At 57.9% G+C, this 25,453-nt stretch carries 5 protein-coding genes; 4 read left to right on the top strand and 1 reads right to left on the bottom strand.

Going from position 1 to position 25,453, the window contains the following annotated elements:
* The first annotated feature begins 130 nt into the window (after window positions 1-130).
* Both O1Q74_RS10430 and O1Q74_RS10425 read left to right on the top strand, forming a co-directional pair.
* Window positions 131-5,014: an AvrE-family type 3 secretion system effector gene (locus O1Q74_RS10430; RefSeq protein ID WP_271872764.1), complete on the top strand. Its 4,884-nt coding sequence runs from the start codon at window positions 131-133 to the stop codon at window positions 5,012-5,014.
* A gap of 24 nt (window positions 5,015-5,038) precedes the next feature.
* Window positions 5,039-5,461 (top strand): type III secretion system chaperone, encoded by a 423-nt coding sequence (locus O1Q74_RS10425; protein ID WP_271872762.1) that lies wholly within the window; start codon window positions 5,039-5,041, stop codon window positions 5,459-5,461.
* A gap of 10 nt (window positions 5,462-5,471) precedes the next feature.
* On the opposite strand, the gene O1Q74_RS10420 is transcribed toward O1Q74_RS10425, so the two are convergent.
* Window positions 5,472-6,137, bottom strand: coding sequence for a GntR family transcriptional regulator (locus O1Q74_RS10420; protein ID WP_271872760.1), 666 nt, complete (start codon window positions 6,135-6,137; stop codon window positions 5,472-5,474).
* Window positions 6,138-6,468: 331 nt separating this feature from the next.
* Here O1Q74_RS10420 and O1Q74_RS10415 point away from each other — a divergent pair, with 331 nt between their 5' ends.
* Both O1Q74_RS10415 and O1Q74_RS10410 read left to right on the top strand, forming a co-directional pair.
* Window positions 6,469-8,142, top strand: coding sequence for a ShlB/FhaC/HecB family hemolysin secretion/activation protein (locus tag O1Q74_RS10415; RefSeq protein ID WP_271872757.1), 1,674 nt, complete (start codon window positions 6,469-6,471; stop codon window positions 8,140-8,142).
* Between the two features lie 50 nt (window positions 8,143-8,192).
* Window positions 8,193-25,448 carry a hemagglutinin repeat-containing protein gene (locus O1Q74_RS10410; RefSeq protein WP_271878691.1) on the top strand — a complete coding sequence of 5,752 codons (17,256 nt, stop codon included), beginning with the start codon at window positions 8,193-8,195 and terminating at the stop codon, window positions 25,446-25,448.
* The last annotated feature ends 5 nt before the right edge of the window (window positions 25,449-25,453 follow it).

Genomic DNA, 25,453 nt, shown 5'->3' with positions numbered 1-25,453 from the left:
CGTCTGTTGCGTATTAAGTGAGGGATGGTGTGATGTGGTTCCCGTTTCGGGAAGAGAAAGATGTCGGGAACCGAAAGGTGAAAATGACCACTTAACTGACATGTTCACTTCATCACCTTTGGAACTTGTTATGCAGAGAATCCAGCACGTTCAGTCAGGTCTGCCTATTTCGGAGATTGCACCCGCCACGCTAGCTAAAACATCGTTATCGCAGGGCAGTAGCACCAGTGTGAGCCAGAAAGGCGCGCAATCCCTGATTCAGCAAGGTTTGCATGATAAAAACAAACCGCCAGAACTGGAGCAGGGAAGCCGCAGCCAGGTGAAAAGCCAGGGCGCACGGTCGACCACCCTGCGTGAGCTATTTTCATCGGAAGACATGCGTCAGCGTTTACCGCGTCCATCACGTGATTCGCTGGCGTCGGGCGGGCCGATCCAAAGCCTGCCGCGTTTTGCCGCTACCGAGTCGACAGAGCTCAACACCCGCAGCAGCCGTGCTGCTACCCCTGCTGCTAAAGCTGATATCGCGCTGGACAGTCACGGTAAACTTCAGTTCGGCAAGGGCTTGCCGGAGGCGTTGACCACGCTGTTACAACAGACCCTCGGGAAGAACAGCCAGCCGTTCGTGGCCCATCATGAAAATCAAGATGCGCAGCAGCACGCGCTCGTTGACAAATCAGGGCGACTGTTCGTGATTCAAAGCGATGACAATCAGCATATTGCGTTGCACAGCAGTGGTCGCAGCGCGATGCCAGCGGGCAAATCTGGTGTGAGTAACGTCCAGTTGGAATCCACGCCAGCGCGTCTCTCCCTGCATACCAAAGCGGGGGAATCGACCCGCGTGCCGCTATCCGGGCGCATGAACCATGAACTGTTAACCGGTGTTCACCGACAACCCGATTCTGCTTCAGGCGCTGGCGAATCATTGCGCCTGCATGACGGCAAGCTCTTTGCGCTGAATACCGAGTTTGGCGTCTGGCAGCAAAGCAGCAATGTTCCCCACAGCCAATTGTCTCGGCAAGGGGATGGTCAACTGTATGCGGTCAAAGATAACCACACGCTGAGCAACTTGTCGTCAGGCGGCGCATCATCAACCTTCGGCGATAAAATTACCGCGTTCTCTGCCAACCAGAATGGTCAAACCGCCGTGTTGACCGAGCAGAACCATCTTACGCAGTTGCATATGATGAGTACGCTGGAGGCCACGCCGCAGTCGGTGGATCTCAAGCTGGAAAGCGGTGAACCGGTGTATGCGAAAGCGGTAGGGTTAACCGCGGAACACCTGCTGGTTGCCGATAATGACGGCAAGCTTTACCACGCACCGCTGCCTCAGATGGGGGAAGCACACGCTACCTTAACCAAGGTTCACACGCCGGAGCTGAACGCGGCGCTGGGCGACAACCACCGTATTACCGGGTTTGCTCACGATGAACACGGCCAGACTCAGGCACTCGCCACCGATCGTCAGGGACAAAAACACGTCGCGCCTCTGGGACAAAATGGGCTGTCGCCAACGCCGGGGTGGAACCTGAGCGACAGTCTGGTGGTGGATAATAAACTGGGGCTGACCACGACGGCACCCGCGGCGAAAGACACCTTAGATCTGGGGCGACTAGGGCAAATCGGGTTACAGGACGGCAAAGTCCATTTTCACAATGGCAATACCAAAAACTGGGAAGCCTCCAGCGTTGAAGCCAGCCAACTGAAGCGCGGGCTGGATAATCAAGCTTACACGCTGAAAGACGGTGAAATCATGCCGCTGTCCATCAACCAGAAATCAGGCGCGTTTACGCACGGTGACAACACCGTGTTTGCGCTGCCGCAGGTGCGAATGACGCCGTCTGCGGGCACTGCGCTTCCTGGTATCGCGAAGGACGATGGCGTCTCGGCGATGGCGGTGATCAACCGGAATAAATTTATTGCTGTCGATAAGCAGGGCGATCTGCATTTCCACCAGATCAAGCCGGGCACGGATAAGCTCGCAGCCCCACCGCTGGCGTTGCCTAAAAACGGGTTGTCCGGTGAGATTCAGGACATCACGCTGGATCACCAGCAGACGCTCTTCGCCCTGAACAAGGAGGGGCAACTCTTCCAACTGCCGAAAGCCGACTGGCAGAAGGTGGCGAATCATGACACTGCCCAATGGCAGCCGGTGAAGACGCCGGGAGAAGGCAAGGTGAATTCATTGGGCACGGATGCCCTGCATCATTTGCAGGTCGCGTATGACGATCATGAATTACATACCCAGCAAGGAAGCGGATGGAAAACGACCGTGCCAAAAGGGCAGGAAGCTTTACCCACGGAGCCGCGTGCCGCAGAAACCGTGTTTGGTCGGCTTGATGTCGCGACAAAAGGCACGAAGATACCCTTGACCGGGGTCACGGTGAAAGCCGATGTTCAGGTTCTGGGGAAAACCGGTGAGGAGTCACAGCAGGTGAAAAGTAAGCTGTCAGATCTGCTGCGCGCCCATATTGTTTCGTTCACTCTGGATGTGCCGCGCCCGTTAAAAACCTTTGCTGACCATGTTCAGCACCAGATCAGCGGGCGTGAAGGACTGAAACCCGTTTACGACATGCAGACTGAATTACTGAAAAAGCTGGACGCCACGACGAGTCAGCCGCAGGGGGCGGCTATGGACCTGGAAAGTAAGATAGACAAGTTGGATCTGGGAGAAAAAGGGAAACCACTGGTGAATCTGCTCAAACAATTCCATACCGAACTGGAAAGCAGCTCTGCCAAAGCAGCCCTGCTCATCGGCAGGCAGCAGGGTGTGGTGAACGATAACGGTGCCATAAACACGGAAGGCAAGCCTGCCAGCGTGCATGGCAGAGAAAAAGATCTGGCCCCGGTGCTGCTGGCGGCGATGGAAAGTCATCCGTCATCGAAAACGAGTACGGCCGGTACGCTGATCAAAACCTTCGTAGACAGTAAAACGCCAATCGCGCAAAAGCCGAATAGCGAGGCGTTTGGACAGCAGCGGGATACCAGCGATGCGCTGTCGCTGGCGAAAACGCGATTGGTACTGGATACCCTGGTGCTGGGTGATTTACATAAACTGACCGATCGCATCGGTGCGTTATCCGGCACATCGCCGGGTGAGGCGGAACTGGCTTCGATGACGAAGGAACTCAACACGCTGCGGCAGGGAGAGTACGGCGACAATCCGGTGAAGAAGATGACCGACATGGGCTTCACCAATCATAAGTCGCTGGAAGCGGATTACGACGCGGTTAAAACCTTTATGAAGGCGTTCAGGAAAGAGGAGAACGCGGTCAGTGTGACGTCGAAGACCGTGATGCAGGCGGCCAGCCAGACGGACATGATCGATAAGATGAAGGCGACGGTTCTGTCGCTGGACAGCAACGAAAGTATCGCGTTTAACCGGACCTATGGCGGCGGAGCATCCATGTCGTTTGTGGTCAGTGGCACGCCATTGCCTTTCCCTCCGGTACCGGGCGGCGGCGTCAGCGGTGAACGCAATTACAATCTGAGTTTTTCTCGCGGTGAAAACGGCATCAATGTCGCCTTAGAGCGCTCGGGCGGGATCACCGGAAAAGTGAGTTACTCCGGCGGGTATGATGTCAGTGAGTATCTGACAGGAAAAACGTCGGCGCAGATGACGCAAAAAATTAACAACAAACACAGCTTTGCTCCGGATGTTCGCGCCTCATTCGGCGTATCCGCCAGCCTGCAAATGGCGCAGCAAAATGCCCTGAACTTCACCCTTAGCGAAGAAGAACTGCCTGGATTTATTGACGGCCTGTCGAGTGGCACGATCAACCCGCTTGCCCTACTGGATAAAGGAGAGCAGCACAGCGTGAAGGCGGGTAAAACGGTCAGCTTCAATCTGGATAGCAACGCGGCGCTGGAACTGCGTGGCGGCATCAACCTGACGGAAAAAGGCGCGGCACCAACCAGTGCCACGCTGCGCGGATCGGTGGGCCTGACAGCAAGCGCCAACGTGCTGTCTGCCACCCATTCGTCCAGCGTGGTGCAAAGCGAGAAATCCACCACCAATACGGAATCCGACAACCGTCTGCGTTTCATGAATCAGGCCGCTATAGGGGCAAACGCGACCCTCAGCGCCGGTGCCGCCAGAACCACGCCGGATGGCACAGTCCCATTCTTTACCTCAACCAGCATTGGGGTGAATGTGGCGGCAGACTCGCGCACGAACCAATCGATCAGCCTGGGCATGAAGAAAGCCGAACCGCTGGAGAAAAAGGATCTCGACGCGTTGACCAAAACGCTAAGCTCTGCGTTTAACGATCCGGCCAGTCAGCTCTTGATTGACGGGGTGAAAAAAATGGCGGAACCGGACGACCAACTGGCCATCCTGAATGCGCACTTTGCGGATAAAACAGCAAAAACTGACGATCAACATCAGGGGCTAATGAGCCTGAAAAAACTGAACGTACGGCAGGATGTCGCGCAGCGCGACGGTGCCACGCTGGATAGCGTCAAGCACACGACGTCCTACACCAATCTCAGCAAACTGACGGAAAACGGGTTGTTTCAGGTCATCGGCAACCATTTGTTTTCTTCTCTACCGCCGAGCAACGCCGATCGCATTAATCAACTGATTGCGGACAATCCGGCGCTGAAGGACATCGTGAGCCGTTTGCAGGATAACGACCGGGCGTCGGTGACGGTTTCGCTGGAACTGAAAGACGATGTGCGGGAAAAGATCGAGAAGGGCATTCAGAACAAAACGCACGGCAAGGATGATGTGATTGCGCTGTTTAAAGACGGCAATAATTTACGCCTCGCCAGCATTGATGTGTCGCAAACGGTGAAGAAGAGCGAAGGGTTCAATACCCCGGCGGTCATCATCAACGCCTCAAGCAGCGCGGGCGTCAGCATGAATAAACTGCTTGGCAGCGTCAGCTTCAGCTACGGACAGGATCAAACCGTACCGCAAAGTTACAAACTGGGCGGTGAAATTGCCAAGGCCAATCCGGCTACCGCCAGCGCCTTGCAGCAGCTACAGCAGGAAGGCCTGCAACTTAACAGTTAATGGTAAAGTGTAAAGGAGAACAGCATGACACCCACACAACAGCATATTACGCGTCTATTACGCCATTACGGTTCGCTAAGCCGTACTCCACTGAGTTTGCAGGACGGCATCTGTGCGCTACGCGAATCTGACGGGCAGGAGGCGGTGGTGTTGGAAGTCCCCGCCAGCAGCAGCGTACTGCTATTGCACAGCGATGTGATGCGATTTCAGGGGGAGGTCAGCACGGCGGTTTATCAACTCATGCTGATGCTTAATTTCGAAATGGCGGCGATGAAAGGCTGCTGGCTGGCGCTGGATGAGAACTCGACGCTGCGGTTGTGCACGCAGCATAGCGCAGAATCGCTGGACGAATCCGGTTTTACCGCGCTGCTACCCGCGTTTATCAGTCAGGCAAAAGAAACCCGACTGCTGATTCGCGGTTTATTACCTCGTCTTATGGCGGCTTAACGCGGTTGAATTAGTGATCTATAGCAATAAAGTCCAGCATCGTTTCGCTGCCATCCAGAATGTCGGTTTGGATGGCCCGCCGAGCGGCGCTGGCATCGCGTTGCTGTAGCGCGGCGAGGACGTCTTCATGATGTTCGATCGCCATCTGCACGGAAAAATGCGCATAGGCCTGTGCAATCAACGGGCCGGTGCGCATCCACAAGCTGCCGATAAACTGTGTTAACAGCGGCATACGCGCCGCCTGTGCCAGAAACAGGTGAAATTCGCTATTTAACCGCAGGGCTTCGCGTAGATTTTTCTCGTCAATCGCCAGACGATTCTGGCGAATATTCTCTTCAATCTGCTCCAGCATCTTCGGCGTAATGTGTGCGGCCGCCTGTTCGGCTCCCGTGCCTTCCAGCGCCAGCCGTAATGTGCGGATCTCGATAAACTGGGCTTCGGTTAATTGGGGGACGCGGATATCGCGCGGCGTTTTGAGCACCAGCGCCTGCTCTTTCGCCAGTTGCAGGATCGCATCTCGCACTGGCGTTACGCTGGTGCCCACCTGTGCGGCAAGCTCCCGTATTCTCAGGCGATCGTCTGGTTTGAGTTGACCGGTAATGAGCGCTTCACGCAGTATGGTATACACGCTGGAGCCCAGATAGCTGTGATTGATCTGCCCAATTGGATAATTCACTGTTCCCCCAGAGAGAAGTGCTGCACAACGTGGTGAGACAAACATGCATAATGCCGCAATGGCCTGCAACGATGAGGCGCTACTATACAATATGATGCATCAACGGCGCTATGGGGTGATGTCTCTTGAAGGATAATCGACAAGAAGATGTCATGAAAGATGCAGCATTGTATGACGAGGTGTAACAACCCTGAAATTATTGGTTAAGGAAATATTTTATCGTGACTTAACGCAAACCAGTTTTCATAAAATTATATATTACCTGACATATTGAGCTTGGTAATTAACGGTTCTACTATGCCGAAAAAATTATTATCTTAGGGATGAAACCATGCGTGGTTTTTTCAGGCTGATCCTTATCTCGCCTGCATTATTTTCTTGTACAGCATTTTCGGCATTCTCCGCGCCACTTAATCCGACAGACAGAAATGATATCCAGCAGCGACAGGCCGAAGTCATTGATCAATCTCGGCAGCAGCGTGATTCCTTATTACAATTAAATCAGTCACAAATGACGATAAATTCAACTGGCGGAAGTGATGTGGGGCACTGCTTTCCTATCAAGGAAATTAATTATCACAAGAGTTCGCTGCTGCGTGAAAGAGATAAAAATAGGTTAAATAAAGATTATATTAACCGTTGTATTAATGTTAATAATATAAATCAGTTGATTCATGATGTCAGTAATTGGTATATCGAACGGGGCTATATTACCAGTCGAGCCTTTATTACTGAGCAAGATCTTTCCAGCGGCATATTGCAGATCGATATTCTGGAAGGTCGCCTCGAATCTATTAACATTAATAATCAATCAACGTGGGCATTAAAGCAGGTTTTCCCTGGGCTGGAAGGCGAAATCCTTAATCTCCGGGATATCGAGCAGGGCATGGAACAGCTCAACCGCATGCCGACGCAGCAGGTGAGCATCGAAATTCAGCCCGGCAACCAGCCCGGCTATTCTATTGTCAACCTGACCAGTAAAAAGCAAATCCCGCTGACAGCAAACATCAGTTTTGATAATAGCGGGCAGAAAAGTACCGGGGAGCGGCAGCTAAATGGCGGCCTGTGGGCGGATAACGTACTGGGACTGGCCGATCAGTGGTTTATCAACGGCGGGCATAGCAGCGAATTTCGCGATAGCCGCAATGCCGAAAGCCTGCAGACGGGCGTGTCGCTGCCTTACGGCTACTGGACGCTGAGCTATGACTATTCTAATAGCCGCTATCGCAACGATTTCATCAACCGGGGCTTTCTCTGGCATTCAACCGGCGATAGCCAGACGCACCGCGCCACGCTGTCACGTGTGGTGTTCCGTAATGGCGACATGAAAACCAGCCTCTCGGCGGGCATGTCGCACCGCATCGGAAAGAACTACCTGAGCGATGTGCTGCTGGAAACCAGCAGCCGTAAACTCAGCAGTGCGATTCTTGGCATCAACCATAGCCAGAAGCTGTGGGGCGGGCTGGCGACGCTGAATCCGGCGTACAGTCGGGGAACGCGCTGGTTTGGCGCGGAAACGGATGACGGTAAATTTGACGATGCGCTGCGCGCTGAGTTCAACAAAGTGACGCTGGCAGCCAGTTATTACTACCCGATCGCCGACAACCTCCATTACCTCACCAACCTCTACGGTCAGTATTCACCGCAGCGCCTGTATGGCAGCGAACAGGTCACGCTGGGCGGGGAGACCTCCGTGCGTGGTTTCAAAGAGCAGTATCTCTCAGGCAATCGCGGTGGTTACTGGCGCAACGAACTCAACTGGCGGGCAACACAGTTGCCGCTGCTGGGCAGCGTCACCCTGACGGCGGCGGTAGACGGCGGGCATCTTTTCTCACAGAAAGCTGAAAGCGAATCGGCAGGTACGCTGTGGGGCGCGGCGGTAGGGGCTGGCGTCGCGAATCAATATCTATCACAACAAATCACGGTTGGCTGGCCGTTGGCACACCCCGACTGGCTAAAACCGGATAGCGCCGTGGTGTATTACCGCGTTGGGCTGTCGTTTTAATTATTCATTTTTAATGTTTCGTTGTTAATCATTAAGACCGGGGATCAGGGATGAAACCAGTAAAAACCACACAGCGCCTGCTGGCGTATACGCTGATCCACCTTATTGCGTTTCAACCGCTGCTGCCGGCCATGGCGGCGGGCGTGCAAGTTGCAACGGGCAACACCTCGCTGGATCAGGCGGGTAATGGCGTACCGGTCATCAATATTGCCACGCCAAACAGCGCGGGGATTTCCCACAACCAGTACCAGGACTTTAACGTCGACAAGCCCGGCCTGATCCTGAATAACGGCACGGCCCAGTTGAACCCTACCCAGCTCGGCGGACTGATCCAGAACAACCCCAACCTGAAAGGCAAAGCCGCCGACGCCATTATCAACGAAGTGGTGTCCACCAACCGCAGTACGCTGGCGGGCTACCTTGAAGTGGGGGGCAAACAGGCCAGCGTCATCGTGGCCAACCCGAACGGCATTACCTGCGATGGCTGCGGTTTTATCAATACCCCGCAGGTGACGCTGACCACCGGAAAACCCCAGCTGGATGCGCAGGGAAACCTGCAACATATCGATGTGAAGCGTGGCGATATCACGCTGACCGGGCAGGGGCTGGATGCGAGCAAAAGTGACTACCTTAGCCTGATTGCCCGCACGGCGCAGATTAATGCCGGGCTGAATGCCAACGATACCCGGATTGTGCTGGGGGCTAATCAGGTTGACGCGACGGGCAAGGTGACGGCGCAGGCGGCGGATAGCGGCGTTAAGGTCGCACTGGATACGGGCGCGCTGGGTGGCATGTACACCAACCGCATCAAACTGGTTTCCAGCGATAAGGGCGTGGGCGTTAACGTCGGCAATTTGAGCGCGCGCAGCGGTGATATCACGCTGTCGGCCAACGGTAAACTCAGCCTCGGTGATGCGGTGGCGCAGGGCAACATTCAGGCCGACGCCGACGCGCTGGCGCTACAGGGCAAACAGCAGGCGGGTGATGCGCTGACGCTGAACGCCAGACAGGACATCACGTTGCAGGAGGCGACGCTGCGTGCCGGACAGGATATCGCTCTGCGGTCAGACGGGACGCTTAACGCACAAAGCAGCGTTATCAGCGCGGGCGTGGATGCGCAGGGCAAGGTCAAGTCAGCGAATCAATTATCCCTTAACGGTGACGGTGTCACGCTTAATGCTACCCAGCTTGCCGCCGGCAAGGTGACGGTCAACGCGGGGCAATCGCTGCAGCAGGATGCGAAAAGCGCCATCAAGGCGGAATCGCTGCTCGATATGCGCGGCGACACCGTATCGCTGGCAGGGAGTGCGGGCGCTAAGGATGTGCGACTGGAGGCGAAAACGCTTAACGGTGCAGGCAGCGCCCAGCTTCAGGCGAAAGACCGTGCCACGGTGCGTGTGACGCAGCAGGGTGACTGGCAGGGCAATCTGACTGCCGGTAATGTGCTCACCGTTGACGGCGGACGTCTGGTCAACCACGGTACGCTGGCAGGTAACACGGTGGCGCTGACACTGGACGTGCTGGATAACCAGGGCGATACTGCGGCGTTGCAGGCGCTGACGTTCAGCGGCGGTGACATAACGAACAGTGGCACGCTGGCCGCGGCGGAGCGGTTGACGGCTAACGCGCAGCGCCTGGACAACAGCGGATTACTCAGCGCCCGTCATGAAGTGAAACTTGAACTGCAAACGGTGCTGAACAATCAGGGCCACATTCTGACGGATAATCAGCTGTTTTTGCTGGCCGACAGCCTCACCAACGGCGGCACGTTGCGGGCTGCGACGCTGAGCGCACAGGCTGACAGTTTCATCAGTCAGGGTGAGGTAACCGCAAACGCACTTGACCTGACCAACCAGACGACAGAAAACCACGGCGTTATCAACGCACAACAGATGCTGGCGCTGCACGGGGGCAGTCTGGTGAACCGCGGTACGCTCAGCGCGGGTGAAAAACTGGCGCTGACGCTGGGAGATGCGCTGGATAACCGCGGCCTGATGCAGGCTGGAAACACCCTGCAGGTCACGACCGACCGCCTCAGCAATGACGGTACGCTCACGGCCCCGGCATTACAGCTGCATACCGGTACGCTGGCTAATCAGGGGACACTTCAGGCCGACAACACGCTGCAACTGGACGCCACGCGCACCCTGACGCAATCCGCGACCGGTACGCTGCTGGCGGGCGTGGACCTGACGGTGAACGCCGGGCAGGCGGAGACCGACGGTGTCATTCAGGCGCAGCAGTTCCTGCTGAATGCCGAACGCTGGCTGAATGCGGGCAACACCCGTCTTACTGGCGACGGACAGATTACCGCCACGCAACTGGACAACCGTGGCAGCTTGCTGGCAACCGGGAGCTGGACGATTCATAGCGATGTCGTCAGCAATGCCGGGGCGTTGCAGGGTCATGCGCTGACGGTTCAGGCCAATACCCTCACCAGCAGCGGACAGGCACAGGCGCGGGGCGCGGTGAACCTGACCGTCGCCGATACCTTTATCAATAGCGGCGACTGGCTCAGCGGGGAGACGCTGCGTCTTCAGGCGGCGAAGACCGAAAACCGGGGCTCGTTGCAGGCATTAACCCTGACGGCAGACGGTGAGTCACTCCACAACAGCGGCACGATGAGCGGTATCAATAACCTGTCGCTCTTCTTAACGGGCAGTCTGGATAACGCGGGTACGCTGCAGGGCAACCAGCTTCGTGCGGAAGCGGCACGCCTTACCAATCAGGGCACGCTTCACGGCACTGATGCGCTGACGCTGGCGATAACCAGCAACCTGTCGAATCAGGGTGAGCTGCTGAGCGAGGGAGACAGCAGCACCACGGCTAAACGGTTCGATAATCAGGGCAGGTTGCAGGCGAAAAACGCCACGCTGCAGGTCGATGAACTGGATAACGCGGGGAAAATCTTTGGTGTGTCCTCGCTGGCGCTGACGGCGAGCCACGGGCTCACCAACCGGCAGGCGGGAAAACTGCTGTCTCAGGGCATCGCGACGCTCACGGCGGCGGAGGTTAGCAATGCCGGAGACTGGCAGGCGAAAGCCCTGATGCTGGCGGCAGAGAATCTGACCAATGACGGTCAGATTCAGGGAGATGACGCCTTGTCCCTGACGCTGCCCGCAACGGATGGTAAAGGCACATTCGTTAACCGTGGCACGGTGACGACGGGCGGGGACGCCACGCTGTTCGCACGCCTGATGGAGAATCAGGGCACGCTGTCCAGTCTGGGCAACACGGTACTGACTGGGACGTCGCTGATTAACGACGGTCGTCTGGTCGGGGCGACAGGCCTGTCGCTGCGGGGCGACTATCAGGGCCGTGGGCTGCTGAATACGGCGGGTACATTGACGCTGGATGGCGACACGCTGGTGAATAACGGGCACTGGGAAAGCCGGGTGCTGTCCCTGCAAGGAAAGCACGTTACTAATCAGGGCACGGTGCTGGGCAATACTGTCGCGCTTTCCGCAGAGAATCTGGTTAACCACGGCGACATCACCGGTGTCGATACGCTAACGCTGTCGCTCGGCGACAGCCTGAATAATACCGGTGCGTTGCGCAGTGACAGCCTGTCGGTTGCGGTGACAGCCGGTGACGTCAAACAGAGCGGTACGCTGGAAGGGAAAAGCGTCACGCTGGACGCCGCCTCGCTGGTCAATCAGGGCAAGATGCTGGGTGTGGACGCATTGACGCTCGCCATCGCAGGGAATATCACGAACCGTGGCAATTTTCTGACGCAGGGCAACTCAACGGTGATCGCGCAGAGCATGGATAACAGCGGGCTGATGCAGGCTGGAAACCTCACGCTGGAAGCGGATGAGGTGACCAATGCGGGGCAATTGCTCGGTATTCAGGCGTTGTCGGTCACGGCACAACACGGGCTGACCAATCAACAGACCGGCAAACTGATGACGCAGGGCGCGGCGGTGTTACACGCGGCTCAGGCGGAGAACCACGGCGAGTGGCTGGCGGATAACCTGACGCTGCGGGCGACAGGTTTCACCAATACGGGACGGATTCAGACCGAGGGGGACATGGACATCGCGCTAGCGCCTGCGCGAGCCGCGCGTCAGCGTTCATTCCTGCCGATGGCGCTGTCGCTGGCAGAGGATGTACAACGTATTAGTGCGTCGCCTTCACTGCATGAGGTCGGCAGACTGGACAACCGCGGCACACTGGTGTCCGGGGGCGATACGCAACTGCGCGCCACGCAGCTAGCCAATCAGGGTTCCCTTGCCAGTAACGGCGCGGCAACCCTTATCGGCGAGACGGTGGAGAATGCCGGAAACATCGCGGCCGTCACCTCGCTGTCACTGGCGGGGAACTATCAGGGCAGCGGGACGCTGCAGACTGACGGGCTGCTGGACTGGTCCGGCACCACGCTCACCAACCGCGGGCGCTGGCAGGGGAACGCCATCCAGTTGCAGGGACACGCGCTGGAGAATCAGGGCACGCTGCTGGGGCAGCGGACCGACATCACGGCCAATACCCTGTTTAACGGCGGCGAGATGGCCGGGGTCGATGCACTGCAACTGACGGTTGCCGATAGCCTGACAAACCAGGGGCAGCTTTATGGGGCGACGCTGGGACTGTCGGCGACCGACCTGTTCAATCAGGGAGAGATATCCGGTGAGGCGCTGCATCTGACGTTGCAGGAGACGGTGCGCAATAGCGGCCTGATGAGCGGCAAGCAGCGGGTCGTGCTGGAGGCGGATCAGGTCGACCAGTCAGGTTCACTGGAAAGCCGCCAGTTGCAGGTGCAGGCGAACGCCCTGGACAATCAGGGCACGATGCTGGGTGTGGATGCGTTGACGCTGGCGATTCACGCCACGGCGCGCAACAGCGGCAACTGGCTGAGTCAGGGCGACAGTACGCTGACTGCCAACCAGTTCGAAAACCGTGGTCAGTGGCAGGCCAACACGCTGACACTGACGGCGGATGAGGTCGAGAATGCCGGCCAACTGCTGGGGCTGTCGGCGCTGACGCTGACGGCGAAAAATAAATTGACCAATGCGCAAACCGGCAAGCTGCTCACCCAGGGCACGGCGGTGCTGAACGCGGGCGAAGCGAGCAATGAGGGCGAATGGCAGGCGGACAGCCTGACGCTGGACGCACAGCAGTTGACCAACGCCGGCCATATTCAGGGCGATAAATCGCTGAAGGTGACGCTGGCAAACGGCGAATTACACAATCAGGGCACGCTGTGGAGCAAGCTCGCCACTATTGCTGCCCGCACGCTGACCAACGACGGCATCCTCACTGGCGCTGCCGGGCTGCAACTGACGCTGGATGAGTCGTTAACCAATCAGGGCACGTTGAGCAGCTATCAGTTGATCGCACAGGCCGACAGACTGGACAACCGCGGGAAAATTAACGGCCTTGACCAACTGGGTCTCACGGTAAACGAGAGTATCGTCAATACTGGCACGCTGTACGGAACGGCCGTGACGCTGAATGCCAGCGATCTGACCAACAGCGGCGCAATCACCGGCGTCGATAGCCTGAATTTAAATCTGAATGGGACGCTAAATAATACGCGTGACATCAGCAGCACGGCGCTGACCCTCAAGGCCAATGACGTCGTCAACGCCGGCACCCTGACGGGCGTGAACGAACTGACGCTAGAGCTCGGCCATCATCTTGATAATCAGGGCGCGTTGAACAGCCAGGCGCTCACTATTGGTGCCAATGAGGTGACCAACGGTGGGCTGCTTAACGGTACACGTAGCCTGCAGTTAACACTCAATGACTCATTGACCAATACTGGTGATATCACCAGTAAAAATATCAACGTCAGCGCGGCGGACGTGCTGAACCACGGGCAGATGCTGGGCTCGGACGATCTGCAACTGGATCTACGTAATAAACTGGATAACCGCGGGATTATCAGCGGCAACACCACGTTGGGTATCGTCGCGAACCGTATCGACCAGCAGGGCACGCTGGAAGCGCGCGAACTGCACGTGGAAGCCGGTACGCTGGAGAATCGCGGCAAGATGCTGGGCGTGGATGCACTGACGCTGGCGATTGCGGGGACGGCACGCAATCAGGGCCACTGGCTGAGCCAGGGCAGTAGCACGCTGACGGCGGGTGAGGTTGACAATGACGGGCAGTGGCAGGCGGGTGACATCACGCTGCAGGCCACTGACCTGACTAACAACGGGCGGATTTTTGGTCTCAACGCCCTGTCATTGACCACCGCCAAGGGTCTGACGAATCAGCAGAACGGGAAACTCCTGTCGCAGGGTATTGCTGTTTTACGCGCGGCGACGGTGGCAAACGACGGCGACGCGCAGGCAGACCGTCTGACGTTTGACGCGCAGCAACTGACCAACCGCGGGCGCATTCAGGGGGATAACGGATTAACGGTCACCCTGGCGCGTACCAACCCGGCCAGCCTGCTCATGAATCAGGGCACGCTGCTCTCCGGCGGCGACACACAACTGAGCGCCAGCCTGCTCGACAATCAGGGCACCGTGTCCGGCGTGGGTAAGCTGACGTTCGACGGTGCGGCGATAAACAATACGGGCAATATCATTGCCGACGGGGCGCTGTTGCTCGACGGCGACTATCAGGGCGCGGGGTTGTTGCATTCTGCCGACACCCTGACGCTGCGCGGCAACCAGATGCGCAACAGCGGGCGTTGGGAAAGCCGGGCGCTGGCGCTGAACGGCGGGGCGTTCGACAACACCGGCACGGTCATCGGTGAACGTGGCATCACGCTGGAACTGCGCGATGGCCTGACGGTCGGCGCTACCGGTCAGTTGCTGACCAACGGGGTGTTATCCGCACAGGCGGGTGATGTCACAAACGACGGGGTCTGGCAGGGCAACACGCTGACGTTGACGGCGGATGCGGTTGAGAATGCCGGCCAGCTGCTGGGGCTGTCGGCGCTGACGCTGACGGCGAACAATAAATTGACCAATGCGCAAACCGGCAAGCTGCTCACCCAGGGCACGGCGGTGCTGAACGCGGGCGACGCGAGCAACGAGGGCGAATGGCGAGCAGACAGCCTGACGCTGGAGGCGCAGCAATTGACCAATGCCGGCCATATTCAGGGTGATACCTCGCTGAAGGTGACGCTGGCAAACGGCGAATTACACAATCAGGGCACGCTGTGGAGCAAGCTCGCCACTATTGCTGCCCGCACGCTGACCAACGACGGCACTATCACCGGCTTGAACGGCTTTCAACTGACGCTGGATGAGTCGTTGACCAATCAGGGCACACTGAACAGCTATCAACTGACCGCACAGGCTGACAGACTGGACAACCGTGGGAAAATTAACGGCCTCGACCAACTGGGTCTCACGGTAAACGAGAGTATCGTCAATACCGGCGCGCTGTACGGAACGGCCGTGACGCTGAATGCCAGTGATCTGACCAACAACGGCACGATCACCGGCGTCGATAGCCTGAATTTAAATCTGAATGAGACGCTAAATAATACGCGTGACATCAGCAGCACGGCGCTGATAATTAAGGCCAATGACGCCGTCAACCGCGGTACCCTGATGGGCGTGAACGGTCTGACGCTAGAGCTCGGCCATCATCTTGACAATCAGGGCGCGCTGAACAGCCAGGCGCTCACTATTGGTGCCAATGAGGTGACCAACGGTGGGCTGCTTAACGGTACACGTAGCCTGCAGTTAACACTCAATGACTCATTGACCAACACCGGAGACCTCACCAGCCAGCGCATCGATATCACCGCGGCGGACGTGCTGAACCACGGGCAGATACTGGGCGCGGACGATCTGCAACTGGATCTGCGTAATAAACTGGATAACCGCGGGCTTATCAGCGGCAGCAGCACGCTGGGCGTGGTGGCGAACCGTATCGAGCAGCAGGGCACGCTGGAAGCCCGTAAGCTGAAGGTTGACGCCGGGACGTTGGAAAACCGCGGCAAGATGCTGGGTGTCGATGTGTTGACGCTGGCGATTACAGGGACGGCACGCAATCAGGGCCACTGGCTGAGCCAGGGCAGCAGCACGCTGACGGCGGATCAGGTTGACAATGACGGGCAGTGGCAGGCGGGCGACATCACGCTGCAGGCCGCAGACCTGACCAACCGTGGACAGATTTTTGGTCTCAACGCGTTGTCGCTGAGCGCCGCCAACGGCCTGACGAATCAGCAAAACGGGAAACTCCTGTCGCAGGGTATTGCTGTTTTACGCGCGGCGACGGTGGCAAACGACGGCGACGCGCAGGCAGACCGTCTGACGTTTGACGCGCAGCAGCTGACCAACCGCGGGCGCATTCAGGGGGATAACGGATTAACGGTCACGCTGGCGCGTGCCAACCCCGCCAGTCGGTTAACCAATCAGGGCACGCTGCTCTCCGGCGGCGACACACAGCTGAGTGCCAGCCAGTTTGACAATCAGGGCACGGTCTCCGGCGTGGGTAAGGTGACGCTCGACAGCAGTGCGATAAACAACGCGGGCAACGTGATTGCCGACGGGGCGCTGTCGCTTGATGGCGACTATCAGGGCGCGGGATTGTTGCATACTGCCGACACCCTGACGCTGCGCGGCAACCAACTGCGCAACAGCGGGCGCTGGGAAAGCCGGGCGCTGACGCTGAACGGCGGGGCGTTCGACAACACCGGCACGGTTATCGGTGAGCGCGGTATCACGCTGGAGTTGCGCGATGGCCTGACGGTCGGCAGCACCGGTCAACTGCTGACCAACGGGGTGTTATCCGCACAGGCGGGCGATGTCACAAACGACGGGCTCTGGCAGGGCAACACGTTGGCACTGTCTGCAAACAACCTGACAAACGGTGGCTCGCTGCTCGGTCAGGACGGACTGCGTCTTGATTTACTGGGCACTTATCAGGGACGTGAAACGTCTCGCCTGCTGAGCGACGGCGACGCCGTTATTACGACCGACCGCCTGATGCAAACCGGTGAGATAGCCGCGGGCACGCTGAATCTGACCACCCGCGCGCTGGATAACGGCGGACGCGTGCTGGGCAGCGATAACTTAACGGTCAGCAATCGTGATGAACTGATTAACCGCGCCGGAGCAGAACTGCTGACCAACGGCTCAGGAAAACTCGACAGCGGTACGCTGAGCAATGCCGGTACGCTACAGGCTGGCGACCTGCAACTGCGTACCCGTGAGATAGATAATCAGGGCCGCATTCAGGGCACTGACGCGCTGCGCCTGCTCGATGTGCTGCGCTATGTCGGCAATAAGAGCAGCCAACTGCTCAGCAACGGCGCGGCCACGCTTCACGCTAAACAGGCAGAGAACGCCGGGTTATGGCAAGCGGGCACGCTGACGCTGAACGGCGACACGTTCAGCAATAGCGGCACCGTCGCGGGGCTGAACAGCCTGTCGCTCAACGGCGACGTGCTGAACAATCAGGGCGAGCTGTTCTCGCAGGGCAGCGTGACCGTGGTTGGCCAGACGCTGGAGAACGGCGGCACGCTGACGGGCGTCGGCGGCTTTACGCTGGATCTCACTGAGCGCGTCGATAATCTGGCTGCGGGGCGGCTGCTCAGCGGCGGCACAGGGGAACTGACCACCGGCGTGCTGCGCAATCAGGGACTGTGGCAGTCGGGTGACTTGCGCCTGACCGCGCGTGACCTGGAGCAACAGGGCAATCTGCTGGGCGTCCAACGCGGGACGCTGCAGCTGACCGGTGCCTATCAGGGAGCACAAGGCAGTCAACTGGTCAGCGGCGGCGAACTGAACCTGACGGCGCATGATATTACCAACCGCGGTCAGGTGCAGGGCAGCACGCTGACGCTGGATGCGGATGCACTCACTAACCACGGCACCCTGCGCGGTGACCGTGCGCTTAACGCGACTGTCTCCAATCAGTTTGCCAATGCCTCGCAGTCACGTTTAAGCAGCGATGCCACGCTGAGCGTGCAGGCTGCGGCGCTGGACAATCAGGGCGACATCAAAGCCGCGAACACTACGCTGACGGGGAGCACCCTCACCAACGGTGGCACGGTGCAGGGCACCGCCGCGCTGCAACTGGATGGCACGGATAAGATTGTCAACCAGCAGACGGGGCAACTGCTGTCCGACGGCACCACCACGCTGAACGCGGCGGCGGTCGAGAACCTCGGCTGGCTGCAGGGGCGCGGGCTGGCCGTAAACACCGCGCAATTTACCCAGCAGGGCAGCCTGATGGTGCAGGACAAACTGACGCTGAAAATCCCGCAGTGGGTGAATAACGGGCTGGTGCAGGCCGGTGAACTGGAGATTATCGCCGATGAACTGGACAACCACGGTACGCTGCTGGGCCTGACGCAGTTGGCGCTGCAGACGCAGCGGCTGATTAACCGTCAGGGGGCGAAGCTCTACAGCGCGCAGGATCTGCGCCTGACAACGAATGAACTGCAGCAGGACGGGCAACTGGTGGCGCTGGGCAACCTGAGCGCCGAACTCACCGGGCCGCTGACCTTCACCCAGAGCATGGCTGCCGGACAGCAGCTGACGCTGAACGTGGCGGGCGACCTCGACCAGCGCGGCACGTTACAGGGTCAATCCGTCCAACTGACCAGCACTGGCACGCTGACCAATCAGGGACGCATTCTGGCAGGCGGCGGCGACTCACGCGTCAGCGCCAAAGACATCGTACAGGCAGAAGCGGGCAGCGTGCAGGCGGGCGGCAACCTGACGCTGGTCAGTGATAACACGCTGAATAACCAAGGGCTGATTGGCACCACGGGCGACCTGCTGGTGCAGGCCGGCGGTTTGCTACACAACAGCAGCATGCTATACGCGGGCGGCAACATGCGCCTGCTGTCGGATTCGCTGACCAACGTGTTCGGCACCATTCTGGCGGGCAATAACCTGCTTATTCAACGTGATGACCAGGGCAATGCCAGCACCTCGCTGCTCAACAGCTCCGGCACCATCGAAACGCAATCTGGGGATATCACGATTAATACCGGCACGCTGACCAATCAGCGTGAGGGACTGGTGGTGACGGAAAGTGAATCGACGGCGGAATCGGTGCCAGACTGGGTCGGGAAAACGACAGTCAATATTCCGATTGAATGGTTTAAGGAAGGAGAGTATGGAATTCTTGAAGATGGTATAGGATTGGATAACGGCGGACTGCCTGAGTATTGGTGGATATATGCGGCGTATGAAAAATCTGAATTTATAAAAGTAGCATTAGAGACTAGCAGTACTAAAGTAATTGCTGGTGGGAAAGTAGGTATAATAAATTCAGGTGGGTCTTTCTACTCATACTCTGACTTCTTACTTAACAATGCATCTCAAATTACTGCGATTAAAGATATTATATTAAAAGGGCGTGATTTTGAAAATCGAGAATATCAAGAGGGTTATGTAAAAAAATACCTGACATATAAATATTTAGGAGGTGCTAATTTCTTTGCTAATAATGATAAAGATGCAATATATAAATTTAATGATAGTAGATATGGACGAAGGGAGGAAAGAGAAAAACGGTTCGGTAATGATTTACCGTATTCACTGTATGAAACCTCCCCAACCTACGAAAAAACCGTTGGCGAAAGTTATAACGCGTTAATTCAGGCGGGCGGCACCATTACCGCCGATTTTAAGCAAGACATCAGCAATACCACACTGCAGCCGGGCAGCGGCGGGTTTATGCCTGCGGCAACCAAACCGGTGCTGGATGCCATCACCACGCTGTCACCGTTACAGAAGCAGACCACGCGTCAGTTGGCCAGTCAGGATTCGTCGTTTAACGCGGGTACGGTAGACGTCACCAAAGCAGGCAGCGGGCAGGCGGCGCTGGCAGGCAATGCCGCAGGCGTGACGGCGACGGGAAAAACGGTGACGCTGACGCCGCAGTCTGGCACCGCGCTGCAAGCGGGCGCGCAGGCGGAGAACATCACGGCGACGATTGCGACACCGACTACCACCGGGCCGCTGACGCTGAACACCGGCGACGCCGTGGTGTTATCGCCTTCGACTTCTGATCACGTCAACAACCCCGATACCGTCACGCTGACGCAGCAGGCTGGCACTGCGCTGCAAACGGGCTTACAGGCGGAGAACATCACATCGGTCATCACGGCACCGACTACCAGCGGGCCGCTGACGCTGAACACCGGCGATGCCGTGGTGTTAGCGCCTTCTACTTCCGGTCACGTCAACAACCCCGATGTGGTTGCGCTGTCGTCGACGACTCAACGGCCTGATGCCGGGAATAACCTGACGCCGGTTAACGTGAACAATGCCGCCGCGGGCATCACGATAGCGGGCACGGTGGGCACGCCTGCTGTGTTGACCACACCGGGCATGGCCGCGATTGACGCACCGAAGCCCGCGGTCAGCACAGGCACCCAGTCAGGCGGGAGTACGCCTGCTGCGCCACAGCCTCTTTCTGCCACAGACTTGCTGAGCGCCATCGGCAACGGGCTGCAAACCCTGAGTCCCCAGCCGCTGACCGATTACCCGCTGCCGACGGGCAATAACGGGCTGCTGGTTGTCGACCCGAATGCCGACAGCCGCTATCTCATTCGCACCAACCCGAAACTGGAACAGCTGGGACAGGTGGACAACGCGCTGTTCAGTGATTTGCAGACGCTGCTGGGGCAACAGCCGTCCACGGTGGTACCGGTTGAAACGCGCTCACAGTGGACGCAGGCCGACCGTGTGCTGGGGTCGTCCTATCTGCTGGATAAGCTGGGACTGGATGCGGAGCACGACTACCGCTTCCTCGGGGATGCGGAGTTTGATACCCGCTACATCAGTCAGGCCGTGCTGAAGCAGAGCGGGCAGCGTCACCTGAATGGCACTGGCTCCGATCTGGAACAGATGCAGAAGCTGCTGGATAACGCGGCATCGGCGCAGAAAGGCATGAACCTGCAACTGGGCGTCAGCCTGACGCCGGAGCAGGTGGCGAACCTCAGCCAGAGCATGGTCTGGTGGGAAAATATCGAGGTCAACGGGCAGACCGTATTGGCACCGAAGCTGTATCTGGCGCAGGCGGATAAAAGCAACCTGCAAGGCAGCGCGATTGTCGCGAACAAGGTCGAGCTGAACGCAGGCGGCAGCGTCACCAACAGCGGCACGCTGAAGGCCGTTGAGGTGCTGGCGATTGCCAGCGGCGACAGGATTGATAACCTGGAAGGCGGCCTGATTAACTCCGACGGCGGCCTGAATCTGGTGGCGCTCAACAACATCACCAACAGCGGCAGCCGGATAGAAGGCAACACGTTGCAGCTCGCCAGCATCAACGGCGATATCATCAACCGCACCGAAAGCCGCAACTTCCAGACTGCACAGCCGACCTCATCGCGCAGCGGTACCGGTTCACTCACGTTCACCGAACTGGGCAACACTGCTGAGATTGTGGCTGGCAACAGCCTGACGCTCAGCGCGGGCAAGGATATCCGCAACGTGGCGGCCACGCTCAATGCCGGACAGGACATGGCGCTGAACGCCAACGGCAATGTGGCGATGGAAGCGCTGACGCTGACCAATAACCGCGTCGATATCGGCTGGGGCAGCAGCAACACCGCGCTGAATACCTCTGTTGTAGGCAGCACCGTCAGTGCGGGCGGGGCGCTGAAGGCGGTAGCGGGTCAGGACATTCAGATTGATGCCAGCGCGCTTTCCGGCGGCACGGCGCTGACGCTGGCGGCGGGCAACGATATTCGCCTGACCGCACAGGACACGCTGAAAGAGACGCTGTATCAGGGCGGCAGCACGGTGCAGCGCCGTACTCAGGAGGTGGCAAACAGCCAGCTTCTGAGCGGGGGCGACCTGAATCTGGTGGCTGGACGGGACGTGTTGTCGGAAGCGGCCAGCCTGAACGCCAAAGGCAATGCGACACTGGCAGCCGGACGCGATCTCAACCTGCTGTCTCAAGAGGAAGAAACCTACAGCGGCAACTGGTGGAACCGTCACGCCGACTGGCAGCAAAATATCACCCAGCAGAGCACGGAATTAACGACGGGCAAGGGCCTGAATCTGCAGGCGGGCAGAGATATCAACCTGCAGGCGGCTCAGGGTGTGGCGAGCGGTGCGGTGACGGCACAGGCAGGTAACAACATCAACCTGCTGTCGGCCACCGAAACGCAGCACACGTTCTTTGAAGAAACCACGGTCAAGAAAAAGGCCTTCTCGAAGACGGTGACGCATACCCTGCGGGAAACATTGCAGACCGATGAGAAAGGCAGCCTGCTATCGGGTGACAGTGTCACGATGGCGGCCAATCAGGATATCAACCTGCAAGGCTCCTCGGTGGTCGGTGACAAGCAGGTCACGCTGCTGGCGAATAATGATATTAACACCGCGGCCAGCGTAGAGAACTACCAGAACTATGAAGAGCACAGCAAGAAGAAAAGCGGCCTGTTCAGCGGCGGCGGCATTGGCTTTACCATCGGTTCAACCTCGACCAGCCAGAAACTGCGCGATCAGGCGGCGACACAAAGCCAGAGCATCAGCACCCTGGGCAGCACGACCGACTCGGTGACGGTGAAGGCCGGGAACGATGTCACGATCAGCGGCACCGATATGGTGGCCGGAAAAGACATCCTCCTGCAGGGCAGCAACGTCACCATTGACCCAGGCTATGACACCCGCAAACAGCAGCAGGAGTTTGAGCAGAAAAGCGCGGGTCTGACCGTGGCGCTGTCCGGCGTGGTGGGGTCGGCGCTCAACAGCGCGGTGCAGAGCATTCAGGCGGCGAAAAGCGAAAGCGATGGCCGGCTGGCGCTGCTGCAGGGGATGAAGGCTGGGCTGGCCGGTTATCAGGCCTATCAGGGCAGCCAGTCCGAGCTGAACAACAAGGGGGAAGCCTCTTTTGTCGGCGTCAGCATTTCGCTCGGGGCGCAGAATTCACGCTCCAGCCAGACCAGCGAGCAGAAGCAGAGCTTTGGCTCGACGCTGAATGCGGCGGGAGATATCGGCATCGAGTCGCGTACCGGAGATATCACGGTCGCGGGCAGCCAGCTTAAGGCGGGCGGCGATGTTCTGATGAACGCGGCGCGGGATATCCACCTGCTCTCGGCACGCAACAGCGAGAACATCAGCGGCAAGAACAGCAGCAGCGGCGGGAATATCGGCATCAGTCTAGGACTGAGTAACGGGAGTGCGGGGCTCAGCATTTTCGCCAACGTCAATGCGGCGAAAGGGCGGGAAACCGGGACGGGCAACAGCTGGTCAGAAACCACGGTGGATGCGGGTAACCACGTCACGCTGAAAAGCGAACGTGATACGCGACTGATTGGCGCGCAGGTGAACGGCGAGCGCATTGATGTCGATGCCGGACGTAATCTGCTGCTGCAAAGTCAGCAAGACAGCGAGCGTTATGATTCCAAACAGACCAGCGTGGCGGCCGGGGGCAGCTTTACCTGGGGATCGATGAGCGGCAGTGGTTATCTCAGCGCCAGCAAAGACAAAATCCACAGCAACTATGACAGCGTGCAGCAGCAGACCGGGCTCTTTGCGGGTAAAGACGGATTTGGTATAAAAACCGGTGAACACACCCAGCTTGACGCTGCGGTCATTGGTTCCACCGCCAGCGCAGAGAAAAATCGGCTGGAAACGGGGACGCTGGGCTGGAGCGGGCTCAACAACAAAGCCGAATTCAAGGTGGAGCACAGTGGCATTGGCCTCAGTGCCAGTCCATCGATGAGCGGCAGTATGCTCTCGACGCTGGCGATGACGGTGCCGTCGGCGCTGATGTCGCTGGGGAGCCGCGGTAATGCGTCCAGCACCACCTATGCGGCGGTGAGCGACGGCACGTTGTTGTTGCGGGACACGGCGAAACAGGTGCAGGATATCACCACGCTGAGCCGTGACGTTGAGCACGCGAACAATGCGCTCAGCCCGATCTTTAACAAAGAGAAAGAGCAGAAACGCCTGAAACAGGCGCAGCTGATAGGTGAAATCGGCGCGCAGGTGATGGATATCGTGCGCACGGAAGGCGAGCTGAAAGCGCAGAAAGCCGCGGAGGCCAAGGGCGACGCCAAAGTCAAACGTCCGCAGGACGGTGATTCGGTCGCGATGTGGGAGGACTATAAAAAGGCGCTGACGGAATCACCGACCTACAAGGCCGAGATGCAGAAATACGGCACGGGTAGCGATTTCCAACGAGCGGCACAGGCAGCGACGGCGGCGATTCAGGCACTGGCGGGTGGGGACATCCAGAAAGCGATAGCCAGCGGGGCGTCACCGTACCTTGCACAGCTGGTGAAAGACGTCACGCTACCGAAGGATGAAAGCAAAATCACGGCGTCGGATATCGCGGCGAACGCGATGGCGCACGCAGTGGTGGGGGCGGTGGTCGCGCAACTGTCGGGGCAGGATGCTGCGGCGGGGGCGATAGGGGCCTCCAGCGGTGAACTGGCTGCCCGCGCCATTATGGCGGAGCAATACCCGGGCAAGACGGCGAACGATCTGACGGAAGAAGAAAAGCAATCCGTCAGCGCGCTTTCCACGCTGGCCTCCGGGCTGATATCCGGTCTGGCGAGCAACAGCACTGCTTCTGCCGCCAGCGGCGCACAGTCCGGGCGTAATGCGGTGGAGAATAACTTCCTCAGTACAGAGGAGAACCGTCAACGGCTAAGTGAAATGTCATCCTGTGGCAGTGACAGTGCCTGTAAAGATGGGGTGACGGAGAAGTTCAAGAAAATCTCTGACGAACAAATCAAGAGTGTCGAAAACTGTTCCAGCGTTGATGTGTGTGTTGCAAAAGCCAAAGAAATGGCGGAGTTGCAGGCTGGCTATAGCCAGCGAATTGAGGAACTGGGGGAGAAACTTCGGGCTAATGGCAGCCTGGATGGAGAAGACCTTCAGGAATGGGCTTATCTGCACGTTGTGACGCCTGCTCTGGAAGCCGGACGTTTACAGGCGATACACAACGCGCAAGCTGCGGGCGGTTCGGATGAAGCATCCCAGCTTGCAATTAACACCATTGCTCAAGCGGGGGCGACAAGTGCGGCTGGGATTGTTGGCGGAGCAGGGAAATCATCCAAAGATACTGGAAATGGCGTAGTCAAAAGCGTTATTAAAAATCCACCTGAAACACAGATTAGCGTTGATAAAAAATTGTCTACATATCTATTGGAAAAAGATCATCCTGTCGGGGGAAGTAAGGCTGAGTGGTTCGATAGTGCGCTTGGTTTTAACAAGAAGAACTCAGGTGAACTGGCAAAGCAAATTGTCTTCAATCCCGAAAAAGCGGTTAAAACTACAGAAACGCAGTTCGGTACTAAATACGATCAGGTGATACCAATAACTGGTACTAATGGCAGAACCATTAACGTTAAATTTGGTTGGATTAAAAATGACGATGGTGTTGTCAGATTAGTAACCGCTATCCCAGCTAAGAAATAGGTATA

It is taken from the genome of Pectobacterium sp. A5351, from assembly GCF_028335745.1.
GTDB lineage: Bacteria > Pseudomonadota > Gammaproteobacteria > Enterobacterales > Enterobacteriaceae > Pectobacterium.
This window is presented reverse-complemented; position numbering and strand designations above follow the sequence as displayed.

Excerpts from the sequence above, each read along its gene's own strand:
- O1Q74_RS10430 (WP_271872764.1), top strand. The coding sequence starts at position 131 with ATGCAGAGAATCCAGCACGTTCAGTCAGGTCTGCCTATTTCGGAGATT.
- O1Q74_RS10410 (WP_271878691.1), top strand. The coding sequence starts at position 8,193 with ATGAAACCAGTAAAAACCACACAGCGCCTGCTGGCGTATACGCTGATC.
- O1Q74_RS10415 (WP_271872757.1), top strand. The coding sequence starts at position 6,469 with ATGCGTGGTTTTTTCAGGCTGATCCTTATCTCGCCTGCATTATTTTCT.
- O1Q74_RS10425 (WP_271872762.1), top strand. The coding sequence starts at position 5,039 with ATGACACCCACACAACAGCATATTACGCGTCTATTACGCCATTACGGT.